19 protein-coding genes and 2 pseudogenes are annotated in these 24,565 nt (G+C 41.3%); 17 read left to right on the top strand and 4 right to left on the bottom strand.

Translation table 11 applies throughout. From position 1 onward, the window contains the following. Positions 1-25: 25 nt before the first annotated feature. Positions 26-418, bottom strand: coding sequence for an ArsR/SmtB family transcription factor (locus IQ259_RS02000; RefSeq protein ID WP_370567992.1), 393 nt, complete (start codon positions 416-418; stop codon positions 26-28). Positions 419-531: 113 nt separating this feature from the next. On the opposite strand from IQ259_RS02000, the gene IQ259_RS01995 reads away from it, so the two are divergent. From IQ259_RS01995 to IQ259_RS01975, 5 genes are all read left to right on the top strand, one after another. Continuing rightward, a complete protein-coding gene (locus IQ259_RS01995) occupies positions 532-2,970 on the top strand; it encodes a heavy metal translocating P-type ATPase (protein WP_193880170.1) in 2,439 nt (812 codons plus the stop codon). A 149-nt stretch (positions 2,971-3,119) separates the two neighbouring features. Next, positions 3,120-3,389, top strand: a complete 270-nt coding sequence (locus IQ259_RS01990; RefSeq protein WP_193880167.1) for a YnfA family protein — start codon at positions 3,120-3,122, stop codon at positions 3,387-3,389. A 463-nt stretch (positions 3,390-3,852) separates the two neighbouring features. After that, positions 3,853-5,529 (top strand): efflux RND transporter periplasmic adaptor subunit, encoded by a 1,677-nt coding sequence (locus IQ259_RS01985; RefSeq protein WP_193880165.1) that lies wholly within the window; start codon positions 3,853-3,855, stop codon positions 5,527-5,529. Positions 5,530-5,579: 50 nt separating this feature from the next. Then, a complete protein-coding gene (locus IQ259_RS01980) occupies positions 5,580-8,756 on the top strand; it encodes an efflux RND transporter permease subunit (RefSeq protein ID WP_193880162.1) in 3,177 nt (1,058 codons plus the stop codon). A gap of 100 nt (positions 8,757-8,856) precedes the next feature. After that, the gene (locus IQ259_RS01975) at positions 8,857-9,402 is read left to right on the top strand and encodes a hypothetical protein (RefSeq protein ID WP_193880159.1); all 546 of its coding nucleotides are present in this window, start codon (positions 8,857-8,859) and stop codon (positions 9,400-9,402) included. A 96-nt stretch (positions 9,403-9,498) separates the two neighbouring features. On the opposite strand, the pseudogene IQ259_RS01970 reads toward IQ259_RS01975, so the two are convergent. Continuing rightward, positions 9,499-10,765: pseudogene (locus IQ259_RS01970) on the bottom strand (IS701 family transposase). Between the two features lie 246 nt (positions 10,766-11,011). Between IQ259_RS01970 and IQ259_RS01965 the strand changes: the two are divergent. The 5 genes and pseudogenes from IQ259_RS01965 to IQ259_RS01945 all read left to right on the top strand — a co-directional run. After that, positions 11,012-12,379, top strand: a complete 1,368-nt coding sequence (locus IQ259_RS01965; RefSeq protein ID WP_339383907.1) for an IS4 family transposase — start codon at positions 11,012-11,014, stop codon at positions 12,377-12,379. A gap of 225 nt (positions 12,380-12,604) precedes the next feature. Then, positions 12,605-12,751 (top strand): porin, encoded by a 147-nt coding sequence (locus IQ259_RS01960; protein WP_193880157.1) that lies wholly within the window; start codon positions 12,605-12,607, stop codon positions 12,749-12,751. Between the two features lie 242 nt (positions 12,752-12,993). Next, on the top strand, positions 12,994-13,731 hold the full coding sequence (gene rppA / locus IQ259_RS01955; RefSeq protein ID WP_193880154.1) for a two-component system response regulator RppA: 738 nt from the start codon (positions 12,994-12,996) through the stop codon (positions 13,729-13,731). Beyond that, on the top strand, positions 13,709-15,109 hold the full coding sequence (gene rppB / locus IQ259_RS01950) for a two-component system sensor histidine kinase RppB (RefSeq protein ID WP_193880151.1): 1,401 nt from the start codon (positions 13,709-13,711) through the stop codon (positions 15,107-15,109). Before rppA ends, rppB begins: the two co-directional genes overlap by 23 nt. Next, positions 15,091-15,243 (top strand): annotated as a pseudogene (locus tag IQ259_RS01945) (ATP-binding protein); the annotation flags it as partial. The gene rppB and the pseudogene IQ259_RS01945, both read left to right, overlap by 19 nt. Before the next feature lie 10 nt (positions 15,244-15,253). On the opposite strand, the gene IQ259_RS01940 reads toward IQ259_RS01945, so the two are convergent. Beyond that, complete coding sequence (locus IQ259_RS01940) at positions 15,254-15,892, bottom strand: cation diffusion facilitator family transporter (protein WP_228014304.1); 639 nt, start codon at positions 15,890-15,892, stop codon at positions 15,254-15,256. Between the two features lie 160 nt (positions 15,893-16,052). Continuing rightward, a complete protein-coding gene (locus tag IQ259_RS01935) occupies positions 16,053-18,308 on the bottom strand; it encodes a heavy metal translocating P-type ATPase (protein WP_193880142.1) in 2,256 nt (751 codons plus the stop codon). A gap of 153 nt (positions 18,309-18,461) precedes the next feature. Between IQ259_RS01935 and IQ259_RS01930 the strand changes: the two genes are divergently transcribed. The 7 genes from IQ259_RS01930 (at position 18,462) to IQ259_RS01900 (ending at position 24,457) form a co-directional block, all read left to right on the top strand. Next, complete coding sequence (locus IQ259_RS01930; protein ID WP_193880139.1) at positions 18,462-18,863, top strand: helix-turn-helix transcriptional regulator; 402 nt, start codon at positions 18,462-18,464, stop codon at positions 18,861-18,863. Positions 18,864-19,081: 218 nt separating this feature from the next. Beyond that, positions 19,082-20,410 (top strand): Nramp family divalent metal transporter, encoded by a 1,329-nt coding sequence (locus IQ259_RS01925; RefSeq protein ID WP_193880136.1) that lies wholly within the window; start codon positions 19,082-19,084, stop codon positions 20,408-20,410. A gap of 57 nt (positions 20,411-20,467) precedes the next feature. Further along, entirely contained in the window at positions 20,468-21,145 is a 678-nt protein-coding gene (locus tag IQ259_RS01920; protein ID WP_193880483.1) for a tetratricopeptide repeat protein, read from the top strand. Between the two features lie 415 nt (positions 21,146-21,560). Next, complete coding sequence (locus tag IQ259_RS01915) at positions 21,561-22,025, top strand: DUF2808 domain-containing protein (protein WP_193880133.1); 465 nt, start codon at positions 21,561-21,563, stop codon at positions 22,023-22,025. 217 nt (positions 22,026-22,242) lie between these two features. Beyond that, positions 22,243-22,731 (top strand): DUF2808 domain-containing protein, encoded by a 489-nt coding sequence (locus IQ259_RS01910; protein WP_193880130.1) that lies wholly within the window; start codon positions 22,243-22,245, stop codon positions 22,729-22,731. 298 nt (positions 22,732-23,029) lie between these two features. Then, complete coding sequence (locus tag IQ259_RS01905) at positions 23,030-23,227, top strand: hypothetical protein (protein WP_193880127.1); 198 nt, start codon at positions 23,030-23,032, stop codon at positions 23,225-23,227. Positions 23,228-24,064: 837 nt separating this feature from the next. Further along, the gene (locus IQ259_RS01900; protein ID WP_228014303.1) at positions 24,065-24,457 is read left to right on the top strand and encodes a hypothetical protein; all 393 of its coding nucleotides are present in this window, start codon (positions 24,065-24,067) and stop codon (positions 24,455-24,457) included. The last annotated feature ends 108 nt before the right edge of the window (positions 24,458-24,565 follow it).

Genomic DNA, 24,565 nt, shown 5'->3' with positions numbered 1-24,565 from the left:
TGAAATAACTATTGAACAGTTGGCTTCAATCGCTTGAGTACTGACTCAATTTATTTACTGACGAAGATTCATAGTGAGAGCATTGACGAACGCCTTGGGCTACGTCTGCTAGCAATTCATCCGCTAAATCTAAAAGCTTCGCAATTCGCATATCGGCAAGCTCATAGTACATAAACCGTCCTTGCTGCTTGCGTACCACCAGCTCGCAACAGCGCAGACAACTGAGATGATTCGATACGTTTGATTGGCTAAGACCAGTTTGGTCAACGATTTCACTTACCGTTAGCGAACCTTTCCGCAGCGTGTTAAGGATGGACAGACGAGAGGAATCAGAAAATCCTCGAAATAGCTTCGCCTTCAAGTCTGCTGTTTGAGTACAGGTAGTCATTTGCTTATTGCGTGCTTTAGACCATGACATATTACCAAAGGCTGATACGTTGACAACATATCACTAATTGATAATATATTACATATCAGCAACTACTGATACGTTTGACCTCAACAAAAGCACATTTTTGAAGGGCTGGCAAGATGAACTCAGCTTCAGCACTGAAAATTTTCCAGGCACAAATCGGTGGAATGGACTGCGGTGGTTGTGCTAAGACAATCGAAGCGACTTTGCAGAAACTTACCGGAGTCGCTGAAGTTAAAGTCAGTTTCGCTACAGAACGGCTGAGTGTAACTTACGACTCGCAGCAGGCGAATGAAGCCACTATTCGAGATCGCGTTACAGCCTTGGGTTACACGATTGAACCAATTCCAAATCAGGTCACTCAAGTTCAAACACCATCGACTCAAACTCTACAAGCGTATATAGGCGGGATGGACTGTGGCGGCTGTGCTAAGACTATTGCCGCAAATTTACAGCAGTTACCGGGAATTACGGAGGCAACGGTTAACTTCGCTTCAGAACGGTTGAACGTCATTTATGACCCGCAACAAGCCAGTGAAGCTGACATAGTTAAGCGTGTAACTGATTTGGGCTACATAGTCGAACTAGATACGACAGCGAATTCATCTGCTGGTACGGGCATTTCAACAGAGAACCTGGCTGATAATTTGCAATCTCGCAAGTCCGATCTAGGTGGATGGCAATTCTGGCTCTATACTCGCCGGGGACAAACGGTTGTTTTGAGTGGCGTTGGGCTAATACTGGGGTTGATTGCAGAACGGCTACTGTCACTACCTCTGGTTGCTCAGGGATTCTATGCTATTAGTTTGATTGTTGCCATCGTACCCATTCTCAGGGCAGCCTGGATTGCACTCAAATTGCGTCGTGCCGATATGAACCTGCTCATGACTTTAGCAGCGATCGGGGCGGCAATTTTGAATCAGTGGTTTCAAGGCGCATTAGTCATTTTTTTCTTTGCACTCGGAACAACGCTACAAAATTTTACACTTGGTCGTACCCGCAATGCGATTCGAGACTTAATGGATCTGACTCCTACAACCGCAACTGTTAGGCGGAATGGGCAAGAGTTTTCTGTTCCGGTTGAAAGTATTCTCTTAGGCGAAATTTTGACCATCCGCCCCGGACAGAGAATTGCTCTCGATGGCATAGTTATGTCCGGGATAAGTGCAGTCGATCAATCTCCTATTACCGGGGAATCTCTGCCAGAAAACAAGGAAAAAGGAAACCAAGTGTTTGCGGGAACTCTGAATCAGACAGGGTTTTTAGAAGTTGAGGTCACGCATACTGCCAAAGATACAACTGTTGCTCGGATTGTTCATCTGGTTGAAGAGGCTCAAGAAAGCCGCGCTCCTATCCAGCAGTGGGTTGACCGTTTTTCTACCATCTACACACCGATCGTCCTGACTCTTGCAGCAGCAATTGCATTTATTCCGCCGTTGTTCTTTGCCCAACCGCTTAATGTCTGGTTCTACAAAGCATTGGTACTGATCGTCATTGCTTGCCCTTGTGCTTTGGTAATTGCTACCCCCGTTTCTCTTGTCAGTGCAATTGGGGCAGCAACCCGAAAAGGAGTGTTGTTCAAAGGTGGCAAGGCATTAGAAACAGCCGGACGACTAACAACCCTTGCCTTTGATAAAACTGGCACGATTACTCAAGGAATGCCTGTTGTACAAGAGGTTTATACTTTAGGGGAAATGAGTGCAGATACTGTGCTACTAATTGCTGCCTCTTTAGAACAACAATCAGAGCATCCCTTGGCAAAGGCGATCGTGGCACAAGCAAAAGCCAAGGAAATGGAACTGGAGTCGCCAGAATCCTTTACTGCTGTCCCTGGTAAAGGAATTTGGGCAAAGTTTGGACAGTCTATTTACTTTGTCGGCAATCGCCGATTGTTTACTGAGCAAGAAATTTCACTATCAGCAGCAGATCAATCTTTGTTGAAGGAGATGGAATCACAGGGACAAACTCCCGTGTTAGTCGGGACTCGCCAAGGCTTAATCGGTGCGATCGCTCTAGCAGATGGTTTGCGTCTGGAATCAAAAGAAGCGGTTCGAGCGTTGAAACGACTTGGATTGAAGCGGCTGGTAATGCTGACAGGCGATCGCTCTCCTGTAGCTAGAGAGATTGCTCAACAGGTAGGCATTGATGAATATCAAGCTCAATTACTACCCGAAGACAAACTCCAAGCAATCTACAAACTTCGCCGTACTGGAGTGGTAGGTATGGTCGGGGACGGCATCAACGATACTCCCGCTTTGGCAGCCGCCGATGTCAGTTTTGCAGTGGGCAACATCGACGTTACCCTGGAAACGGCTGATGTTGTACTAACAAGTGGAGACCTGCGCCGGTTGGCTTATGCGATTAAACTCAGCCAACGCACTCTGTCAGTAATCAAGCAAAGTATTGTCCTGGCACTTGTCTTGAATGGCACGTTTATTCTCTTGGGAACTTTGGGGATAATCGGTTTGCCAGTAGCAGTGTTAGAAGATATGGGATCTTCCTTGTTCGTAACGCTCAATGCCATGCGATTGTTTAATACACGAATTGGCGAAGTTTAAGGTTTTGCTAAATCAGGTCAATATTGTTGGAGGTTATTATGTATCATTTAGCAGTTGTATCAACACTTTTGTTTACAGCCATTTTTTTCCACTGCCTAGTCAGTCTCAAGAACTAAGCTTTTAATGTCAGAGATTTGAACTACTACAATATGCACATTCTCAATTCACTACTTCTATTCATTCTGTCTGGTTTCTGTGAAATCGGAGGTGGCTATTTAGTTTGGCTATGGTTGCGTGAAGGGAAAAGTCTTTGGCTAGTGCTATGTGGGGCTGTTTTGCTAACAACTTATGGTTTTGTTGCCACCCTTCAACCGACAAACTTTGGTCGGGCTTATGCCGCTTACGGCGGAGTTTTCATCATCCTTTCTATCCTCTGGGGCTGGCGAATCGACAATGTTGCACCTAATCGCTTGGACTAGGTAGGATCTGCGATCGTTCTGGTAGGTGTTCTAGTGATGATGTATGCACCTAGAGCCTAGCAATATTACGTGAGGCAAGTCCGAGCGCTCCTCCTGCCAGCACTAACCAAGCAGAATTAATTTTGAATCGGAACACCGCGATCACAGTAAATATATTTAAGTAAATATCTATGGTTATGTAATGAAAATACCTACAATTATCAAAATATTGTGTGTAATTAACGCATTTGAGAAAACTGTAATTTTCATAACATGAATCTATTCTAAATATTGCAGTTTTTCTTAATAGCAATCGTCACTAAAAAATTCACCCAAATTTCATGTTGATATGAAACACTGGAAAAAGACTACTATTCTGTAAACTACTCACAAAAGCAATGTAACTAGCTAAAGAAAGTGGTAGTCCAAATTTACACATCAAACGCGACTCCGCTTTCTGAGTATATTTAGGACACAACAAGCGATGGGAATCTCGAATTTGTTTCAATCTTCTGCTCCACTGCGTTATGTTTCATTGACAACGTTGAGTTTGTTACTGCTAAATACGCCTACTACTGTTTTGGCTGGTGCTGGTCACGACCACAGTGGCAGCAGTGCGTTTCAAGCAGGAGGCGAATCGACGGGTTCCGTTGAAGTAGATGCAGAAACCGCAAAACTGTTAGCAGTTAAGGTAGAACCGGTGCAACGCCAACGGTTAGCGGTTGGCATTAAAACTACTGGACAGATTGAAACTCTACCTAGCCAGAAAGTAGAAGTTACCACTCCAATTCAAGGAGTAAAAGTAGTTGAACTACTGGTAGAACCAGGCACATCAGTAAAGAAAGGTCAACCCGTCGCTGTTGTCACTAGTCCTGACTTAGTGGAACTACGAGTTAATTCTCAGGAAAAACTGGCACAAGCACAGGCTGATTTACAGCAGGCTGAAGCTGATTTGAGGTTAGCACAACAAAACTATGACCGCTACCAACAAATAGCCGACTCTGAAATTGCCCAAGCCCAAAGCCAAGTCGCATTTGCTCAAGAAAAGTACGAGAAAGACAAACAGTTAGCTGACACTGGTGCTTTACCCCGACGCAACGCCTTAGAATCTCAAACCCAACTGGCAGAAGCTAAAGCCAAACTAACAGCAGCCAATAGTCGCCGTGATGTGATTGCTGCTGAAAATCAGCTAAAACGCGCTCAAGCAGCAGTTAGCCTAGCGAAGTCTAATATTAATCGCAGCAGTGCTATTTATGAAACGCGGCTACTACAACTAGGAAGCCGCGCTAATGCTAAGGGGCTAATCACAGTCACTTCGCCAATTTCCGGTAAGGTTGCTGATAGAGAAGTTACCATCGGTCAATCATTTGAGGACGCAGGTGGCAAGTTAATGACAATTGTGAATGATAGTCGGGTGTTTGCCACAGCAAATATTTATGAAAAAGATTTAGGCAAGGTAGGGACAGGTCAACCCTTAAGGATGAAGGTTGCTAGTGTGCCTAATCAAACCTTTACAGGAAGAATTACACGGATTGGCTCAGTAGTTGCAGGAGAAACGCGAGTAGTACCAGTACAAGCCGAAATCAATAACGCTAGAGGACAGCTCAAACCTGGAATGTTTGCCGAACTGGAAGTTCTAACAGACCAAAAATCTCCAGCTATTTTGGCAATTCCTAGTTCTGCTGTAGTGGATGCAAATAATAAGAAATTAGTCTATGTCCAAAACGGCAAAGCCTTCCAATCTGTGGAAGTTGAGTTAGGACAAACCTCTGGAGATTTAATAGAGATTAAAAGTGGTTTATTTGAGGGAGATTCAGTCGTTACTCAGCGTGCGCCACAACTTTATGCACAGTCTTTGAAGGGTGGTAGTAAAGAAGAACATAACGAAGAAGGACATTCCCACTCTCAAGAAACTGAGGCTAAACCTAGCAGTTTGCCAATACCCTTATGGTTGCTAGGTGCAGGGGGAGGATTAGGCATTGCTATCGTAGCTTTCATGGGAGGTAGCTTCTGGTCTAGCCGTCGTATCCGTTCCGGTCTAGTACCAGTAAGTGATGCTTTTAATTATGAAACAGAGGTTTATATTGACAACCACAAACAACCAACCGCCTCTATTTCTGCCGAAGAACAGGAAAAATCTCGTCGTTCAGACAGTCATTAACAATTCACAAAAACAAAATCAACAATTAGCAATCAACAATTCAATAAATAATGATTAGTGCAGTCGCTAAATGGGTAATTTCTCGACGCTGGTTAGTAGTAATTGCGGCACTTATTTCTACAGTAATCATATTATTTAATACCATCCCGCAAATGCCACTGGATGTTTTTCCTAACTTTGCTCCTCCCCAGGTCGAAATTGAAACAGAAGCTCCTGGACTTGCTCCTGAAGAAATAGAATCTCTAGTGACATTACCAATTGAAAGCTCAATCAACGGTACACCGGGGATTAACTCTGTTCGTTCGTCCTCCTCAGCAGGACTGTCTGTAGTCAGAGTTGTTTTTGGCTGGGGAACAGACATCTATCAAGCCCGCCAGTTGATACAAGAACGACTGCAACAAGCAGTGAGTAAGCTACCTGAAGGAATTGAAACACCAAGACTTGCTCCGATTAGTTCGCCTATCGGCACTGTATTAAAATATGCTTTCACAGTAGAAGCGGAAGAAGAAAACCAAAACCTCAAATCCAAAATCGATTTAATGGAAGTACGGCGCATCGTTGATTGGCAAGTGACAAACCGCCTTTTAGCAGTTCCTGGCGTGAGTCAAGTGCTAGTGTATGGCGGTGAAGTGCGTCAGTATCAAGTATTAGTAGATCCGAACAAACTCAGAGCTTTCAATGTATCCTTACAGCAAGTATCTGAAGCAGTACAGGGAGCAAATGTCAATGCTCCTGGTGGCTTTTTAATCACACCTGATAAGCAAACTTTGATTCGGGGAATAGGGCGAATTGAATCCCTGGATGATTTAAAACAATCTGTAATTGTTGCCCGTCAAGGAACGCCTGTCCGGTTGGGAGATGTTGCCGACATTCAAATTGGCGGTGCGATTAAGATTGGCGATGGCAGCTTAAATGGCAAAGATGCTGTAGTGGTGCTGGTAAATAAACAACCCCTAGCTGATACTCCTACCGTTACCCGTGCCATTGAAACTGCAATGACAGAGTTGCAAGCAGGTTTACCGAAAGGAGTAAAGGTAACACAAACCTTCCGCCAAGCAGATTATATTGATGCTTCAGTAGAAAATGTCAGATCCGCCTTGGTGGAAGGTAGTATTATTGCCGCAATTATCCTCATTCCATTTTTGATGAATTGGCGGACTCTGGGAGTTGTGCTGTTGAATTTTGCCCTAACTTTTATATTTTCATTGCAAGTATTATCTTTTTTGGGCTTAGGGCTAAATACAATGACTTTGGGAGGATTAGCCGTAGCCATTGGGACAGCGATCGATGATGCGATCGTCTATGCGGAAAATGTTGTTCGTTTATTGCGACAAAATAAGCACTCTTCCAACCCTCGCTCAGTACTAGAAATTGTTTTTGAAGGAGTACAGGAAGTCCAGCAATCTCTAATTGGGGCAACTTTAATTACTATTGTCGTATTTTCTCCAATATTTGCCCTCGCAGGTGTAGAAGGTCGAATTTTTGGGCCAATGGGGATAACTTATCTAGTAGTGGTCATGGTTTCTAGTTTAGAAGCATTACTAGTGAGTCCGGCGTTGTGTGCAATTTTACTGCCACAGGGAAAAATGCCGTTAAAAGAACCATTAATACCCCGAATTCTCAAGCGGTTATATTATCCTTGTTTAGATTTTGCTATCCACAGTCCCATGATGATTATCTCTGTGGCTGTGGCGGGAATGGTAGCAGCAATCGTGATTTTTCCAGCTTTAGGACGGGCTTTTTTACCAGAGTTTCAAGAAACAACTTTGGTAAATACTTTAGCTGTTTATCCAGGCTCATCTTTAGAAGCTACTAACAGTGCCGCCTTTGTATTAGAGACTAAACTTAAAGATGATTCCAGATTAAAATATGTGCAATTACGGGCAGGACGCGCCCCTAATGACCCAGATGCAGCACCTGTAAATCTCGCTCACCTCGATATTGGCTTGACTGACAAAGGAATGGAAAAACGTCAAGAAACAGTAGAATGGTTGCGAGAAGAATTTAATCAAGTACCGGGTGCAGCTGCCAATATTGGTGGATTTATTTCGCACAGAATTGATGAAATATTATCTGGGGTCAGAAGTCAAATCGCTGTGAAAATATTTGGCTCAGATTTAGAAGAACTCCGCGCAATTGGTAAACAAGTTGAAGGTGTAATGTCATCTGTTTCTGGGCTGGTGGATTTACAATTAGAACCGCAAGTGCCTATCGAACAGATTCAAATAAAATTTGACCGTGTTGCTGCATCACGTTATGGTTTAACTGTTGGGCAACTATCTGAAATAATTGAAACTGCGCTCAATGGCAAAGTAGTATCGCAAGTTTTGGAGCAACAACAAAGTTTTGATTTAGTGGTATGGTTACAACCACAATACCGAAATAATTTACAAACAATTGAAAATTTATTAGTTGATATCCCTTCTGTTGGGGGAGATGCAGGGGCAAATAAAATTCCTTTAGCTACCTTAGCTAAAGTTACTTATGGCACTGGCCCCAATACTATTAACCGGGAAAATGTCTCTCGTCTAATTGTAGTATCTGCGAATGCTCAAGGTAGAGATTTGCGATCGCTAGTCAATGAAATTCAAAACAAAGTCAAGGCACAAGTGCAATTGCCCTCTGGTTACTTTATTCAATATGGGGGTCAATTTGAAGCCGAAGAAAGAGCGTCACAAAATATTTTAATTTTCAGTGCCATTTCTTTCGTAGTAATTACGGTATTAATGTATCTTTCTGTTAAATCTATTGCTTCTACAGCAATGATTATGATTAACTTGCCAATTGCTTTAGTCGGAGGTGTAATTGCTGTAGCCTTAACAGGGGGGGTTGTTTCAGTTGCTTCCTTGGTAGGTTTTGTAACTTTATTTGGTGTCGCCACTCGTAACGGACTGCTTTTAGTAGATAATTACATCACCAAATTTGCGATCGGAATGTCGTTAAAAGAAATCCTGATAGCTGGGTCAATGGAAAGACTCAATGCGATTTTGATGACATCATTTACTTCGGCTTTAGGATTAGTACCATTAGTCATTGCAGTAGGGCCAGGTAAAGAAGTTTTGCAACCACTTTCGATAGTAGTTTTGGGTGGTTTGTTTACTTCTACAGCGTTAACCTTGCTGGTTTTACCAGCTTTATATTCTAAATTTGGCAAATTTTTATTGCCTCAGAAAAATCCAACCTTTGTGGAGGATGGGAAAGTTGCTAGTCCTGTTTTAGAAAATTAATTTTCTTAGAAGAACTCCGCCAGCTTGTGATGCAGTCAGAAGTTGCAGGAGAGGCAAGTTTTTAATTGTTAATTTACCAAATATTGAGGAGTGTCAATCAATGAAATTGTTAAAAACCAGCTTTGTAGTTTTAGGCAGTGTCAGCTTGCTTTTCTTAGGTGCTTGTAGTGGTAGTAATCAAGCTGCAAATTCAGAGACTAATTCAGCAGCATCAACAACAAAAACGGCTGCCAAGACTGAAACCGCAGCGAAAGATAATCATTCAGAAAATGATGGTCATTCTCATAATAAAAATAATGCTCATAGTCATTCCGAAGATGGCAAAGGCGAGCATTCACACGGCGGTCAGGTTATTGAGTCGGGGCAGTATCATTTGGAGTTTCTTGCTGAACCGGAAAATGATGTGACTCACATAGATTTCTATTTAAAGAAAGGAGAGAAACACGATACAGTTTCCAATGCAAGAGTAACGGCTCAAATTCAGCTACCTGATGGTAGCCAAAAATCGCTTCCCCTCACCTATGAAGCTAAAGAACAACATTACCATGCTGTACTTTCTAAAAAAGCAGCAGGTGAGTATAAAGTTGCTATTCTTTCTGATATCAATGGTGAAAAAGTGAACGGTCGCTTTACCTTCAAGCGATAATTAACAGCAAGTGCTAACAATCAGATAACAGTTATGGTTCACCAACATGACCGCGAACTAACCAAATGGAAGTAAATAACGGGACTTAAACAAAAATCAAGCCCAAACGTAGCCCAAACTAGCTTTATAAGAAGCAAACACGTCCCGATTCAAGTTCAACCAATCAACAAATCGAAAAGACATGGCTGTTCTAAACGCTTCTAAAGCTTCAGTAAAAGTATTCAAAGGTTTGTTAGCCCACCTTCGTCTTAATCCCCCAGTTAACTGATGCCAAAGAATAAAAGTGTAGGCACAGAAAACTAGAATAAAATGGCGCAGTAAACTCCTTTTATCTCGAACTTGATATTCTTTAAATCCTAACCATCCCTTGGCTTCTCGATAGAAAACTTCCACCCAATTCCGTTGAGAATAAGTGTCAACTATCCATTGAGGCGTAACAATTGATGAGGAAATATTAGTAATAAAATAATCAATATCCGTGGCTTGAGCGAAAGTATCAGCGTTCATGACGATGGCAATATTTCGCTTGCCCACAAGTTGCGGCATCTCTATTTCTCTAGTTACTACCCATACTGTTTTTGGCTTATCTAAGTTTAGTTGAATTTTTTTTAAAAGCCTCTTTGGATAAACTCTGTGCGAGTTCATCAAGCCTAATTGTTTGTTGAATTTCATCTTGAGAAGCAACATTTACTTTTCTATTTTTAGCCAATCCTCCTAAATACTTTAATTGCCGCTTTTCTAGCTCTAATAGGAAGGATGTGTTATTGCCATATCCTGCATCTACAATTACTATCCCAGGATGATATTTTCTGTTTATAACTCTGTCTATTAACTTGATTGCTAGTTCTGGTTTCTTCTCAAATAGCGGGTCTTGCTTTCCTTGGGATAACGAATCAGCGTGTTGATATAACTCTATATCTAACGGTAAGCTTTTTTTTCCATCATCTAAATGTGTTGTTACTACTACTATTCCATTATCGGTTTTGCCAATTTCTCCGATATACTGTCTCCCTACTCCAGCAGTAAAATTCCCACTCTTTCTATGACCAGAATCATCAATTATTAAACTAAAACCTCGACTAATTCTCGTCTGGCTACACTTGTTCATGATTTCTAAGCGACGCTCATTCACCTGTGAACTAGACCAAGGTGCTTCGGTTAAAAAGTGGTGTAATCGGTGGTAACTCACCTCTACCGCGTTCTCTGCCATTTGAGACAAGTTTTTTCTTTCGCTTTCACCCAATAATCCTCCTACATAGTGCCTAAACTCTCTTTTTTGAGCTTTATGACTAAACAAATCATCAAACCGTTGACACCATCTTTCAAAGCACGGAGGCATGGCTGCGGAGGTAGTTTCTTTCATGAGCTTCTGTCAACGTGAAAGCTATGCTGTTTAAGCATTATAACCGAATGGCACTAAGAAAAGCTAGAAGCCAGACATTTCAAGGGCTACAGCCTTTAATGCCCATTTAGTAGTAATAGCCTGAGTCAGGCGATCGCTCTCTTAAAGATGATGTATGGTTAGTCAAAAATTTTTGGAGGTAGAAAAAGCTTACTCGTTCATGAAATACTTCTTGAAGACGAGCAAGCCAAGATCATAAAGACTACTGTGACACTAAGAGTACAAATCCTCAAGGATAAATTTAGCCAAAGTTTAGGTTTACCTTTCAAAGAAATATTGCCAGAATCGATAATTAAACAAGCAATATCTGAGCTAAAAATAAAATATAAAAAGCGGTTATTTGACCCGTTAATAACTTTATGGACATTTTTATCGCAAGTATTAGATAATGATAAAACTTGTCATAATGCTGTGAGTAAAGTAATTGCACATTTGGCAGAAGAAGAGGTAGAAATTCCATCAACTGATACTAGTGCTTACTGTCAAGCTAGGGCAAGGTTGCCAGAGAAATTATTAGAGAAACTTTTCAATTATTCTGCACAAAGCCTAGAAGAGAAAGTGAACCAAGGAAATTTATGGTGTGGTCGTAATGTAAAGGTAATAGATGGCTCTACTGTATCTATGCCAGACACAGTAGAGAACCAAAAAGAATATCCTCAACCTAGTACCCAACAAGAAGGATGTGGATTTCCAATTGCGAAAATTGGGGTGATATTCAGTTTAATTACAGGAGCCGCCGTTGCTTTGTGCATCGATGTCTTGAATACTCATGATATTAAATTAGCAAGAAAACTGTACAGTTTTCTTAAACCCAATGATGTACTTTTAGGTGATAGAGCTTTTTGCGCTTATGCCGATATGGTTACTATTACTAAACTAGGTTGTGATGCTGTATTTCGTAAGCATCAATCTCGCACAACCACTATGCGGAAAGGTAAAATTATTGGTGATTGTGACAAGCTTGTTACTTGGCATAAACCTAAAAAATGCCCTAATGGATTAAGTAAAGATGAATTTGATGCTTTACCTAAAAGTATAACTGTGCGAGAAATTTACTATTACATTGTTATTCCTGGCTTTCGTACTCAAACGATTAGTTTAATTACTACCCTTCTGGAGCAAAATATCTATCCTACCTTAAAAATCGTTCGGCTTTATTATCAAAGATGGCAAGTTGAACTCGACTTAAAACATTTAAAAACTACCTTAGATATGGATGTTTTACGATGTAAAACACCTTCAATGGTACGAAAAGAAATTCACGTTTATTTATTAGCTTACAATCTACTTCGTAGCTTAATGTGGTCTGCCGGGACTACTTACAATACTCCTCCCTTACGTTTATCCCTGCAAGGTACTCGTCATCATTTAATTAACTTTTTTCCCAAATTAGAAGCTGCTAGCTCTCAAAAACGGCTTAGACTCTACCGCACTTTGCTTAAAATTATCGTTCACAAAATCGTTCCTGAGCGTCCCGCACGCAATGAACCACGAGTTATTAAACGCCGCCCCAAAGCTTACCCCAGATTGACCAAACCCCGGCACGAATTACGTCAGCAATTGCAGAGTGCTTAATTGATAAGCGTTTTCGCTTTTCTTAGTGCCATTCCATTATAACCCTTTTTTATTTACTCTTCTGTTTAAGTCCCGATAACAATTCATATTAGTTGATTGCTATCAATGGCATCTGTAATCGGAGAATTTCTTATTCTCTCTTGACTCTCCAGTCAAGAGGAGAGTATATATTAGCAAAAGTTTCCTACAGAAACTTGAAAACCCTTTCAATAACAGGACAAATTCATGGTTAAACTCAATCAGATTAAGAGGCTTTCTCTAGCGGCGGTTGCTGCGCTTGCTGTTACCGCGGTTACTGGTTTAGCAGTTTGGGCATCAACCCCTTGTACTACTCCTACTCCTGATTGTCCAGAAGTAAATTGTGACAAATAATTTGTCTATATCGTATTTAATTTTGCTTGCCGATTTTAAGTACTAAGGGAAAGGCACTAACTTATTAGTGCCTTGATTTTGACAATTTTAAATCCATGTAACTAGCTAAAATTTCATCCAAATTTCATCTCATTTTGTCAAACTATTTAAGTGGTAGCTTCATTTACCAAAAATGATTCTGATCATTAAACAACATATTGAAGTAATTAAATTAACAAATTACTAAAGTAAATTTACTGCTTATGAAAGTTTTGCTAGTTGAAGATGAGCCGGATCTAGGTGCGTCGATTCAGCGAAAGTTGAGTAAAGAAAGATATATTGTTGACTGGGTTTTGGATGGAAATGAAGCCTGGATTTATCTAGAACATAATTGGACTCAATATACACTAGCAATTTTTGATTGGTTGTTGCCGGGAATCTCAGGTTTAGAACTATGCAAGCGATTACGTAGTCGGGGCAATGCTTTGCCTGTGTTGATGCTAACCGCTAAAGATAGCATGGCAGATCGGGTGGCTGGTCTAGATGCTGGGGCTGATGATTATCTGATCAAGCCGTTCGGTATGGCAGAACTATTGGCAAGGTTGCGTGCTTTGCAAAGGCGAGCTGCTTTTGGAAGCGCATCGCTTACGCCCCAGATCCAACCTTTACAATTGCAAGTTGGTGGACTGATTCTAGACTGCGGTAATTTTACAGTTTCTCGGCAGTATCCTAATGGTGAAAATAAGGTAATTTATTTAACAAAAAAAGAATTTCAGTTATTAGAATACTTGATGAAACGTCCTAATACAGTTATCACCCGCGATCAAATTTTAAATCATCTGTATGCCTTTAGTGCAGAACGCGTTAGTAATGTAGTAGCAGCTCAAATCCGACTTTTGCGACGCAAATTATCGGAATATGGTTGTGATGGCTTAATAGAAACTGTCCCTAGTATGGGCTATCGTTTCAATCCTGGCAATGCAGATTCGACTATTTCGTAAGACTCGCTGGCAATTGGCTACCTGGTATGCGGTAGTTATGGCTCTGATTCTGTCTTTATGCGCTTTCGTAGTTTATGAGGTAATCATTGAGGCTTATGTAGTTTCTATCAACCGAGAACTGGAATCAGTAGCAGGTACACTACATGATGTAATTGAACCAAATTTAAAACAACCTAGTATTATAGAGCCAGTTTTCCAGCAGGTTTTACCAAATATTTGTTTAGCCCAGTCCAGTTGTCCTACCCAAAAGATTCTCAGTCACAGTCAAAGCACCCATAATGAACACGGCATTTTTAGTACTGTATACAGAGATAAGCAATATTACATCCGTTTTGTCGATGGTTCAGGGCGGTTAATTGCGGTAGCAGGTTTCAAAGCTAATGAACTACCACCGACTGTGGAAACTCAAGTGTGGCAAACAGTCAAAGACTTACAAGGCAATCGTTACAGTCAAAAATCTCTATTGTTACACACTCAAGATAATCGGGATTGGGGCTATATTCAGGTAGGACGCAGTTTAAGTGACCTTGACAGTCGTCTGGCTGCTTTAAAAGTGATTTTGGCGTTGGGATTGCCAATTACGGTATTGTTAGTTGGCGGTTCTAGTTGGTGGCTGGCAGGGTTAGCAATGCGACCAATTGACAGGTCTTATAAACAAATGCAACAGTTTACATCTGATGCCTCTCATGAATTGCGTACTCCCCTAGCAGCGATTAATGCAACGGTAGAAACTTTATTTGATATGGAGTATCTAACTGAGGAGACGCGAGATATTTTGGCATCTATTCAACGTCAAAATCATCGATTAGCTGAATTAGTTCAGGATATGCTGTTACTGTCTCGATTAGAACAGCACACGCTGGCGACACAAAAAATACATTGCTGTCTGAATGTTTTGATTAATGATCTGATAGAAGAATTTTCAGCCTTAGCGGCTGCGGCTTCTTTGCAGCTAACATCTTCGATTTTATGCCAAGAACTTTTATATGTAATGGGAGATGAAGACCAACTGTTACGTGTACTTTCTAACCTAATTGCCAATGCTATTCAATACACCCCTGCTGGCGGTTATGTAAATGTCATTCTCAAACGCAGCAACGGTCATGCTGTAATTGAAGTTCAAGATACAGGTATTGGTATTGAGTCGCATGAGCATAAGCTGATTTTTGATCGTTTTTATCGAGTTAATAGCGATCGCTCGCGTCGTACTGGTGGATCTGGATTGGGATTAGCGATCGCGCAAGCAATTGTTCAGGCTCATGGAGGTAGTATACAGGTGCAAAGCCAAGTTGGTAAGGGTAGCACTTTCATCGTTCACTTACCCTTGACAGACGAAGCGATCGCTCGCATCGTACTGAGGGATCTGGATTGGGATTAGCGATCATCGCCCAAGCAATTGTTCAAGCTCATGGAGGTAGTATACAGGTGCAAAGCCAAGTTGGTAAGGGTAGCACTTTCATCGTTCACTTACCCTTGACAAACAAGCGGAAGGAACCGACCGAAAATCAATGACGCTGTATTTTCAATTCAACTCAGTTTTAAGAGTTTTTGAGCTTTCTCGAAGTAGGGATAATGCGTTGATGAAAATTAGTAGGGAAACAAATATACTGGCGATCGCATCTGCCCAAAACCAGTTCAGCATTATAACTGCCAAAGATGCAACTAAAAGGCTAATAGAGTTGATAGCATCAGCGATCGCGTGCAGAAATACACCGCGTATATTTAAGCTGTGATGGCTCTCCTCATATAGCAAAGCAGCGTTTACCCCTTTCACCACAAATCCCAAGACAGCCATAATTAGCATGGGCAGACCTGCACTAAGTTGTGGCGCTTGAATCTGCTTGAACGCTGACCAAGCTACGAATACAGCAATTCCGAGTAGGAGCAAACTATTAAACGCAGCTGACCAAGCTTCTAAATGGTTTGGATTAAAGTCTAGTTTATTTGATGAACGACGGTTGAGTTCAGCTACCACTAGAGCAACAGCGATCGCTAAGACATCAACCATCATGTGTCCCGCAACAGCAAGTAAAGACAGGCTATGAATCCACAGTCCGACGATTAACTCTGCCAAAAAAAGCCAACTCCGCATTCCTAACACTATCCATAGAAGCTTGATAGGCTGTTCTCTTGTTTCATTTGCAAGTGTAGATGTATACATAATTTAATAGAAGCTAGAGAAAAGTGCTGTTAGCGTCAGCGGGGCGTTGAGCAGCGTACTGAGTGAAAATGCGGTTGGTGATAGGTTTTGAGTAATCAGGACTGTCCTAACCTATACTCCGACTGCTCTAGAGAGCGACTACTCCTGAAAGCACAGTCCACTACTTAGCAATGCGGGTAGCATTGAGAATTGCCAACAGTGCTACACCCACATCTGCAAACACGGCTTCCCAAAGTGTTGCCAGTCCAATGCTTCCTAGCGCAATAAAGAGTGCCTTAATTGCTAGTGCTACTACAATATTTTGCACTACGATTTGACGGGTTTTCTGGGCAACTTTGATGGCTTCTGCCACCTTAGAGGGAGCATCTGTCATTAGCACGACATCAGCAGTTTCAATGGCAGCATCTGACCCTAAACCACCCATTGCTATACCGACATCGGCTCTAGCAATTACAGGCGCATCATTAATGCCATCGCCGACGAATGCGAGTTTTGCTTTGCCAGATAGGTCTAGCAGTTTTTCGATTTCGTCTACTTTTCCTTCTGGTAGCAATTCGGCGATGAAAGTATCTAAACCGAGTTGACGAGCCACAGAGGAAGCAACCACCTGATTATCTCCCGTCAGCATCACAGTTTTCTCTACACCCATTCGTTTCAAATCTCGAATGGCTTGAAGAGCATCTTCTTTGATTTCGTCTGCAATGAGAATGTATCCGGCGTAGCGTCCATCTACTGCCAAATGAACCACTGTACCTGCGACATCACAAGTGTTATGGTCAATTTTTTCTCGATGTAAGAGGCGATCGTTGCCTGCTATCACGACTTGATTTTGAACAACTGCCCGGATACCATGTCCCGGAATTTCTTCGTAATCTGTAACCTCAGATTCAGCAATTGGTTGAGCGTAAGCTTGGAGAATCGACTGTGCTACCGGATGATTTGAGTGAGATTCGGCTTTCGCTGCCAAGGTCAGCAATTCCGACTCAGAAAACCCATTTTTTGTCACAACTTGGGTAACTTGAAATGTGCCTTTGGTTAAGGTTCCCGTTTTATCAAACACAACAGTTTTTACCGTAGTCAGCGCATCTAGGAACGTCGAGCCTTTGACCAAAATTCCCCGCTTGGCGGCTCCCCCAATTCCACCAAAATAACCCAGAGGAATACTAATTACTAGTCCGCAGGGGCAGGAAATGACCAGTAGCACCAAAGCCCGATATACCCAGTCTGCTCGATTTGCTCCTGGAATCAGTAGGGGAGGTAACAGGGCAATCCCTAGTGAGAGAAAGACTACAACGGGTGTATAGTAGCGGGCAAACTTAGTAATAAATTTCTCAGTAGATGCTTTTTTGCTGGTGGCATTTTCCACTAAGTCAAGCACCTTGGCAATCGATGATTCGCCAAACAGTTTCGTGACTCGAATCGTCAGCACACCCGATTTATTAATCATGCCTGCGAGAATGGTATCTCCAGGTTTCACGGTGCGGGGGACTGACTCTCCTGTGAGAGCTGAAGTATCGACTTGGGAGTTACCCTCAAGAATTTCACCATCAAGCGGTACTTTCTCGCCTGGTTTCACTAAAATCAAGTCTCCGACGTTGATTTTTTCTGGGGAAACCTGTTTGATTGTGCCATTTACTTTCAGGTTAGCGGTATCGGGACGAACTTCTAGCAACGCTTTAATCGAACGGCGCGATCGCCCGACTGAGTATTCCTGAAACAACTCCCCAACCCGAAAGAACAACATTACGGCAACGGCTTCAGGCAGCTGATGAATGGCGAGTGCGCCCAAGGTTGCGATCGTCATCAAAAAGTTTTCATCAAAGATTTGCCCTCGGAGAATGTTCCTTCCAGCCGTTTTCAGCACTGTCCAACCACTTAACAAATAAGCTGGAATAATTACGGCAAATTCAGCAATGTTGTAGGGTGTGTTGTGTAAGGGTTTTTCAAACACAATGGCAATGGTAAACAAAGCGATCGCTATCAGTACGGGTGGTAGTTCTTTCTTAAGATTAAATTCGCCAGCACCGTGAGAGTGACCATGATCGTGTTCATCTTCCTCGTCATGCTCGTCGTGAGTATGACCATCTTCATGACTATGCCCTGCACAATCATGGTCATGGTTGTGTCCTTCACCATGATGGTGGTGATGGTTGGGCGCTTTAGTGGAAGTTTTAGGTGCGGGCGATTTTGGGTTTTCAATGGTATAGCCCAGTGACTTGACTCGCTCTTGGATTGTTACCTCGCTCACCTGCTGCGGATCGTAGGTCACTGTTAACCGCCCAGTTGCCACCGTTACAGATGCTTCACTCACCCCTCTCAATCGTTCCAGGCTACCTTCTATCTTCATCTTGCAGCCTGTGCAGTCCATACCACCTATCTGCATCTGCTGAGTTTTGAGCGATGGAGTTTGAGCCATAGGGGTTTAATCCACGGTTGAGGAAGAACTTTTCTGAACTTTAACATAAATCATGAAATATCTGAAGATATTCTCAGATATTCATGTGTTAGAATGAGAATCATTTCCTATACTGAATCTGCATCCTGCGCTTTGCAGCTAACTCCAAGTTCTATGAGCAAATCATCGTCATCAAAATCACAGTCTTTTCCCAGCCAGGATCTACCCAGTTGCGACACGCATCTCGTCCATCTTGAGCAGGTACGTCAGGTGCAGTCAGAGGTAATGCCGATCGATCGGGCGCAACAGATGGCAGAGTTTTTTAGTGCCTTGGCCGATCCCAACCGTTTGCGTTTGATGTCTGCGTTAGCTCATCGAGAACTCTGTGTCTGCGATTTAGCTGCTGCTGTCAAGGTCAGTGAGTCGGCGGTATCGCACCAATTACGAATTTTGCGATCGCAACGCTTGGTGAAATATCGGCGAGAAGGGCGTAATGTCTATTACAGTTTGGCTGACCGCCATATTATCAACCTTTACACAGAAGTTTCAGAACATTTGAGAGAGGTAAAGGATTAAGCTGAGCCTTGTTTTTAACAATAGTGTATAAAAAGGTTATGCAATTCCATCTAAACTAATCTTTATAAAAATATTTGTGACAGCAGTTACAAATGCTCTTTTCTATGTCTGAGTACAGATATGAGTACATATATAAATATCTATATTCAGTATATTGATATTTCTGCCAGATTTTTTGACATTATGAGAGAAATATGAAAATCTCTTCGGCAGAATAAATGGCTATACCAGAAAACAAACCCAGCTTAAGCGAAGTTCACCGCAGCATCAGAGTCCCCAACAGCAAGAGCTTTTGGCGTAAAATGCTGGCTTATGCAGGGCCAGGATATCTCGTTTCAGTGGGATATATCGACCCTGGAAACTGGGCTACAGACATCGCTGGGGGGGCTAAGTTTGGCTACACCTTGTTGACAGTCATTTTGCTGTCTAACCTGATGGCGATATTACTGCAATCGCTATGTGTACGTTTGGGTGTTGCTACAGGGCGAGATTTGGCACAGGCTTGTCGAGACTATTTCAGTCCGAAGATAAGCTTTTGTTTGTGGGTACTGTGCGAGATTGCTATTGCAGCTTGTGACTTAGCAGAACTACTAGGAAGTGCGATCGCGCTGCAACTTTTATTCGGTATTCCCTTGGTGTGGGGTGTGTGCATCACTGCGCTAGATGTCATAGTCTTACTATTCTTGCAACATAAAGGCTTTCGCTATACAGAAGCCTTGGTAATAATGCTGGTAGCAACCGTAGGCTTATGTTTCACAGCGGAAATTCTGTTCTCCCGACCTGATATGGGGGGAATTTTGTTAGGATATTTGCCCAAGCGAGAAATTTTACAAAATCCAGAAATGCTCTACATTGCCATTGGCATTTTAGGCGCAACCGTGATGCCTCACAACTTATATTTACACTCCTCTATTGTGCAGACCCGTGATTGGCAACCAACTTCTAACAAAAGATGGGAAGCAATTAAGTTTGGCACAATTGATTCAACTTTTGCTCTGTCGTTGGCATTGTTTATTAACTCAGCTATTTTAATTGTGTCTGCGGCCACATTTCATTTCTCTGGGAATCAGAATGTGGCAGAAATTCAAGATGCTTACAAACTGCTTTCACCATTGTTAGGAGTTAGTGCTGCTAGTGCCATCTTTGGAATTGCTTTACTTGCCTCTGGTCAAAGTTCAACACTGACTGCAACCCTGGCTGGGCAGATTGTGATGGAAGGATTTTTACAATTTCGCCTTCCGTCCTGGTTACGCCGTTTAGTTACCCGTTTGCTTGCTATTATTCCAGCGTTAATTACGATTATTATCTTTGGGGAAGATAGTACAAGTCGCCTCATCGTTCTTAGTCAAGTTATCCTCAGCTTGCAGTTACCGTTTGCAGTGATTCCATTAGTAATGTTTACTAGTAATCGCCGCTTGATGGGTGAGTTTGTTAATCCTTTGTGGTTAAAATCTTTAGCCTGGGGAGTTGCTATTGTCATCGTTGGCTTAAATGCTTGGCTGCTATTACAAAGTCTTTTGGGATGGCTGTTATCAGTTCCCAGTTAAAATGAAAGAACAACTCCTTGGCAATCCAACGTCATGCTGCAAGTAAAGGGTAAAGCTATGAACCATATCAAGCGAACAATAGCCATCCTGGGAATAACAAGTCTACTGGGTGTCATACCTATTGCTGTCTCGGCGCGGGAAGCACAATTACCTCTGAAGGCGGCGAATTTTCAAGATTATTACAACCAAGGGGTGCAAAAGCTTAACCAAGGTAACTTCAATGATGCGATCGCAGATTTTAACTCTGTAGTGCAGCTGAATCCACGATATTACGAGGGTTTTTGCCTTCGAGGTTTAGCTAAATCTCAATTGAGAGACTTTAGTGCCGCAATCTCTGACTTTAACCTAGCACTGCGGTTAAATCCCAAGCATACAGATGCTTATAATGGTCGGGGAATTTCTTATGTAGAACTAGGAGATTTTCAGAAAGCCATTGCTGACTTTAAGCAAACAATAAAAATTGATCCGACCTCACAAGACGGTTACTATAATTTAGGACTTGCTCATTTTAGACAGGGTAATCATCAACAAGCGATCGCAGACTTTAACCAAGCACTACAAATCAATCCTAACCTAGCTGATGCCTATGGGAACCGAGGACTGGCACAATATGCTTTAGGAGACAGTAATAGTGCTGTTACAGACCTTCAGCAAGCTGCAAACCTGTTTCTTAAACAAGGTGATACCCAAGCTTATCAACAAACACAAGCCCTGATTCAGCAAATTCAGCGTTAATAATTTGTTCGGGTGAATGATAGTAAACACTAATTTTCTCTTTAGTCATGCTCAATTTTCATCTTAATTTCACTTTGATGTCTCTATACTATTATTGAGCCGTTTAAACTTATGCTTTGATGCAGAATCAGACTTTTAATTGTAGTATTACAACTAAAAGCCTGATTTTTTAATATCATCTGCAACTGATTTTCACGATCTTGTTAGTTCTTGAGACTGAAAATATTGAATTTTTTGTGGCAGTAACTAAAGTTTGAGTTCAGGTTTAGCTACCTACCACAACATCAATAAATTATTTTTTGAACTAGCCAAAATTTCACCCTAATTTCATCCTGACCTGTCAAACTTATTATTTAAAGGTCTATTCATTGAACCTCGTAACATATTTGACATAATTGTTGTTTAACAATTCAAGATGAAGAAAACATCGATTTATATAGGTACAGTGTTTGCTATTAGCACTATAGCTTTGATTTTCCTTGATTCTGCAAATGCTAAGGAGACTAATATTGATAATAATTTGCAATATCCTACTAATAGCTGGCGTTTTGTAAAACATACTTTTCGAGTAAACATTCCCGAAAATAACAATGCTCTTTCTCAACTTATTATTGAAACTCCATCTACTGTAGCAGTGAGTAATGACATTAATGTCTTGGATGTGAATGGTCAGAGGATTAATACTAATATTTCCGTTAATGGCAGACAGATTATTATAGATTTTCCTGAACAGGTTATTTCTAATAATAAACTCTTAGTTAACTTTAATAAAGTTCAACAGCCAACTACTGGACCAGCCTCGGTATACCGATTTTCGGCCAAAGTCGTTGGTAGTGAGCTAGAGATTCCCATTGGTGTGGCTCAATTTCCTACATTTTAATATTTAAATTTTACATTAATCAAAAATTTCACCCCAATTTCATTAAGACCTGTCAAACTATTCAATAGAGTTAGAACTTTAATTTCTCCTGATTTATATATAAATATAGGAGTTATTTAATTGTATCTTTACGTAATTCTTTTGTATGAGTTTATAGCAACCTATAAAGCACTAACCTAAAGATTTGCGGACATTACTGTTTAAATTAATCGTCAATATGAAAAAAATGTTACTTTATGTTGCTATATCTACTTTAGCTACTGCATTTTTATTTCCCACCCACTATGCAAATGCTAATGACGAAAATGATAGTCTTCCTCATGTCGATGGTAACTATCAATTTCCTCAGACTCGCTGGTCACGTGTTAGGCACACTTTGCGAGTCCACATTCCCAAAAATAGCAAGAGTGTTTCACAGTTAAAAGTTAAAGTTCCAAGTACCGTCAGGTGGAGCGATAATACTAATGATGTTGTTGTAAGCGAAGAAAATGGTAAAGAAGTTAAGACGACTGTTTCTGTGAATGGCAAAACTATACTATTAGCTTTTGCTGAACCAGTTGCTCCTAACACTAAGCTAAAAATTGACATCAAGAATGTTAAACAACCATTTCTTGGTAATGGCCCTGTCTACCATTTATCTGTTAATCTTGTTGGCACTAATACAGAAATACCTATAGGTGTAGCTAGATTTCGTATAAATCTTTAAAGTCAATGCTATTCAATAAAACAAGCTTCGCAGGCACACTCGAAGCATCTTTAGCAGGTTTGCCTGCTGTGATTGGCACTTGGATCGGGGCGTTCGTATTTACTCCGATTTGGGCGGTATTTTTTTCAGCATTAGCGCAGGATCTGTGTTGCAAGTAATTGTTGAAGTGGGGTCATACTTGACACGCACTGCACAAAAGCAGGGTGGCTCGTGGCTGTTGTCTCAAGCGAGTTTTTTTGAATTTGTTCTAGGTCTAGCTATGATGTATGTAACAGCACTGTAGTGAGTGCTTAAATCAATGCAACGTGCCAGTGCCATTGCCTCTATCCTTTCAGGCTTAATCACGATTATCCTGACTTACTACAAGCCTTCCGCATACTGGAATAACGCAAGTCGAAAATTTTTTCGTCCCTTGATTGGCGATCGCGCTACTGCTGTGTTGCATTATGCGATCGGTGCTGGGTTAATAGCAATTGGGATTATCCTTGTGATTTGAATCATATTTTGAGCATTTTGAACCATATCTAGAGCGGAAAGTTGAAAAATTCTGGCTAATTATGAGTTCTGTCTGTTTACTGCGGCTGATACGCGTTCTAGAGCCGAACTAGAAGCGATTTTAGGGACTAAAGATACAGGTGTAATCTCTTTCGACGAATGAGTTTCATTATTAGTTAAAAAATCTTTCTCATAGAGATTATTTTTAGTAAAAAATTATCTAAAGGTAGATAGCAAAATTCGTTTCCTGAGATACTCAGAAATAATACTATCTGAACGCAATAAAAAACATACTATACTGTTTTTAGCCAAATCTGCAATAAAAATTTGAAAAATCAACCTAATAGCCCGTTTATCTGCACTCTTCGCCTTTTTGGATTCAAGGCTTTCGTTTGCATCCAATTCCATACCCATATTTGACACAGATGCATCGGCAGTAGCACCGTTGAAATGGTAAGAGTCCATCGCTCTGACTATTTTTGAATGAAATTTTCTTATGCCTCATTAAAAGCGGATTTGGAAGCTTTGCACATATCAAAGCTTTCCTTCAGCATGATAAATACCAAAAGGTAAACATTATGAAATAAACCACTGATTTAATTATTGAAAGTTGTCAATCGAATTTTTCTAATTTTTTAATGAAGGATTTACTGAAAAACATAGTGTCTAAAAATAGAAAATTTTTAGATGATTTCACGGTTATTAATCTCATAAAATAATTTCACAAGTGAGAAGTTGGAGCAAATATTTACTCCAATCAAAACTTTGGTAAAAAGCAGTGATTCGACCTTAGTTACTCTACAAAGTCTCATCCACTAATTTCTGAAATAATCTTTTTATGAAAACAGACTACGAATCTGATTTTGGTAGCGATAGCGAAGCGCTGCTGCGTTCGCGGAGCGTCTCGCAGAGAAGCGCAGATCGCATTCCTTCCAACGAAGAATACGGATACCCCGCTTCCACCCGCCGCAAAAAGCGCAACTGGAAAGAAAACGCCAGCATTGCCGGACTGATGGCAGTTGGTACGGGCTTGATGATTGCAGATATCTCACTCCACCACATGGTGATGGCATCACTCGCGTTTGGAACTGGCATTGTGGCGTTACTACCCAAGGAAGCAAACTTGCTACTTTCCAACTTTGAGAAATGGCAGCGCAAGTATGGCATCAATATTTATACTGTTCTGTTTTGCTTGGTAGGTATAGTATTTATCCCTGTTGTGTCACTTTAGGCAGAGGAAAAATAGAATTCAGGGTGAGTTAGGAATATAAAAATTGGGGAAGTGAGCCTATAAACAATGGCTTGAAGTTTAGCAAATCCCAATGAAAGTTGAGGGATA

The sequence above is a fragment of the Fortiea sp. LEGE XX443 genome (genome assembly GCF_015206815.1).
GTDB lineage: Bacteria > Cyanobacteriota > Cyanobacteriia > Cyanobacteriales > Nostocaceae > Nostoc_B.
The sequence above is the reverse complement of the archived record's forward strand: the minus strand, read 5'-3'. Positions and strand labels throughout refer to the sequence as shown.

Excerpts from the sequence above, each read along its gene's own strand:
- IQ259_RS02000 (WP_370567992.1), bottom strand. The coding sequence starts at position 418 with ATGTCATGGTCTAAAGCACGCAATAAGCAAATGACTACCTGTACTCAA.
- IQ259_RS01995 (WP_193880170.1), top strand. The coding sequence starts at position 532 with ATGAACTCAGCTTCAGCACTGAAAATTTTCCAGGCACAAATCGGTGGA.
- IQ259_RS01990 (WP_193880167.1), top strand. The coding sequence starts at position 3,120 with ATGCACATTCTCAATTCACTACTTCTATTCATTCTGTCTGGTTTCTGT.
- IQ259_RS01985 (WP_193880165.1), top strand. The coding sequence starts at position 3,853 with ATGGGAATCTCGAATTTGTTTCAATCTTCTGCTCCACTGCGTTATGTT.
- IQ259_RS01980 (WP_193880162.1), top strand. The coding sequence starts at position 5,580 with ATGATTAGTGCAGTCGCTAAATGGGTAATTTCTCGACGCTGGTTAGTA.
- IQ259_RS01975 (WP_193880159.1), top strand. The coding sequence starts at position 8,857 with ATGAAATTGTTAAAAACCAGCTTTGTAGTTTTAGGCAGTGTCAGCTTG.
- IQ259_RS01960 (WP_193880157.1), top strand. The coding sequence starts at position 12,605 with ATGGTTAAACTCAATCAGATTAAGAGGCTTTCTCTAGCGGCGGTTGCT.
- rppA (WP_193880154.1), top strand. The coding sequence starts at position 12,994 with ATGAAAGTTTTGCTAGTTGAAGATGAGCCGGATCTAGGTGCGTCGATT.
- rppB (WP_193880151.1), top strand. The coding sequence starts at position 13,709 with ATGCAGATTCGACTATTTCGTAAGACTCGCTGGCAATTGGCTACCTGG.
- IQ259_RS01940 (WP_228014304.1), bottom strand. The coding sequence starts at position 15,892 with ATGTATACATCTACACTTGCAAATGAAACAAGAGAACAGCCTATCAAG.
- IQ259_RS01935 (WP_193880142.1), bottom strand. The coding sequence starts at position 18,308 with ATGGCTCAAACTCCATCGCTCAAAACTCAGCAGATGCAGATAGGTGGT.
- IQ259_RS01930 (WP_193880139.1), top strand. The coding sequence starts at position 18,462 with ATGAGCAAATCATCGTCATCAAAATCACAGTCTTTTCCCAGCCAGGAT.
- IQ259_RS01925 (WP_193880136.1), top strand. The coding sequence starts at position 19,082 with ATGGCTATACCAGAAAACAAACCCAGCTTAAGCGAAGTTCACCGCAGC.
- IQ259_RS01920 (WP_193880483.1), top strand. The coding sequence starts at position 20,468 with ATGAACCATATCAAGCGAACAATAGCCATCCTGGGAATAACAAGTCTA.
- IQ259_RS01915 (WP_193880133.1), top strand. The coding sequence starts at position 21,561 with ATGAAGAAAACATCGATTTATATAGGTACAGTGTTTGCTATTAGCACT.
- IQ259_RS01910 (WP_193880130.1), top strand. The coding sequence starts at position 22,243 with ATGAAAAAAATGTTACTTTATGTTGCTATATCTACTTTAGCTACTGCA.
- IQ259_RS01905 (WP_193880127.1), top strand. The coding sequence starts at position 23,030 with ATGCAACGTGCCAGTGCCATTGCCTCTATCCTTTCAGGCTTAATCACG.
- IQ259_RS01900 (WP_228014303.1), top strand. The coding sequence starts at position 24,065 with ATGAAAACAGACTACGAATCTGATTTTGGTAGCGATAGCGAAGCGCTG.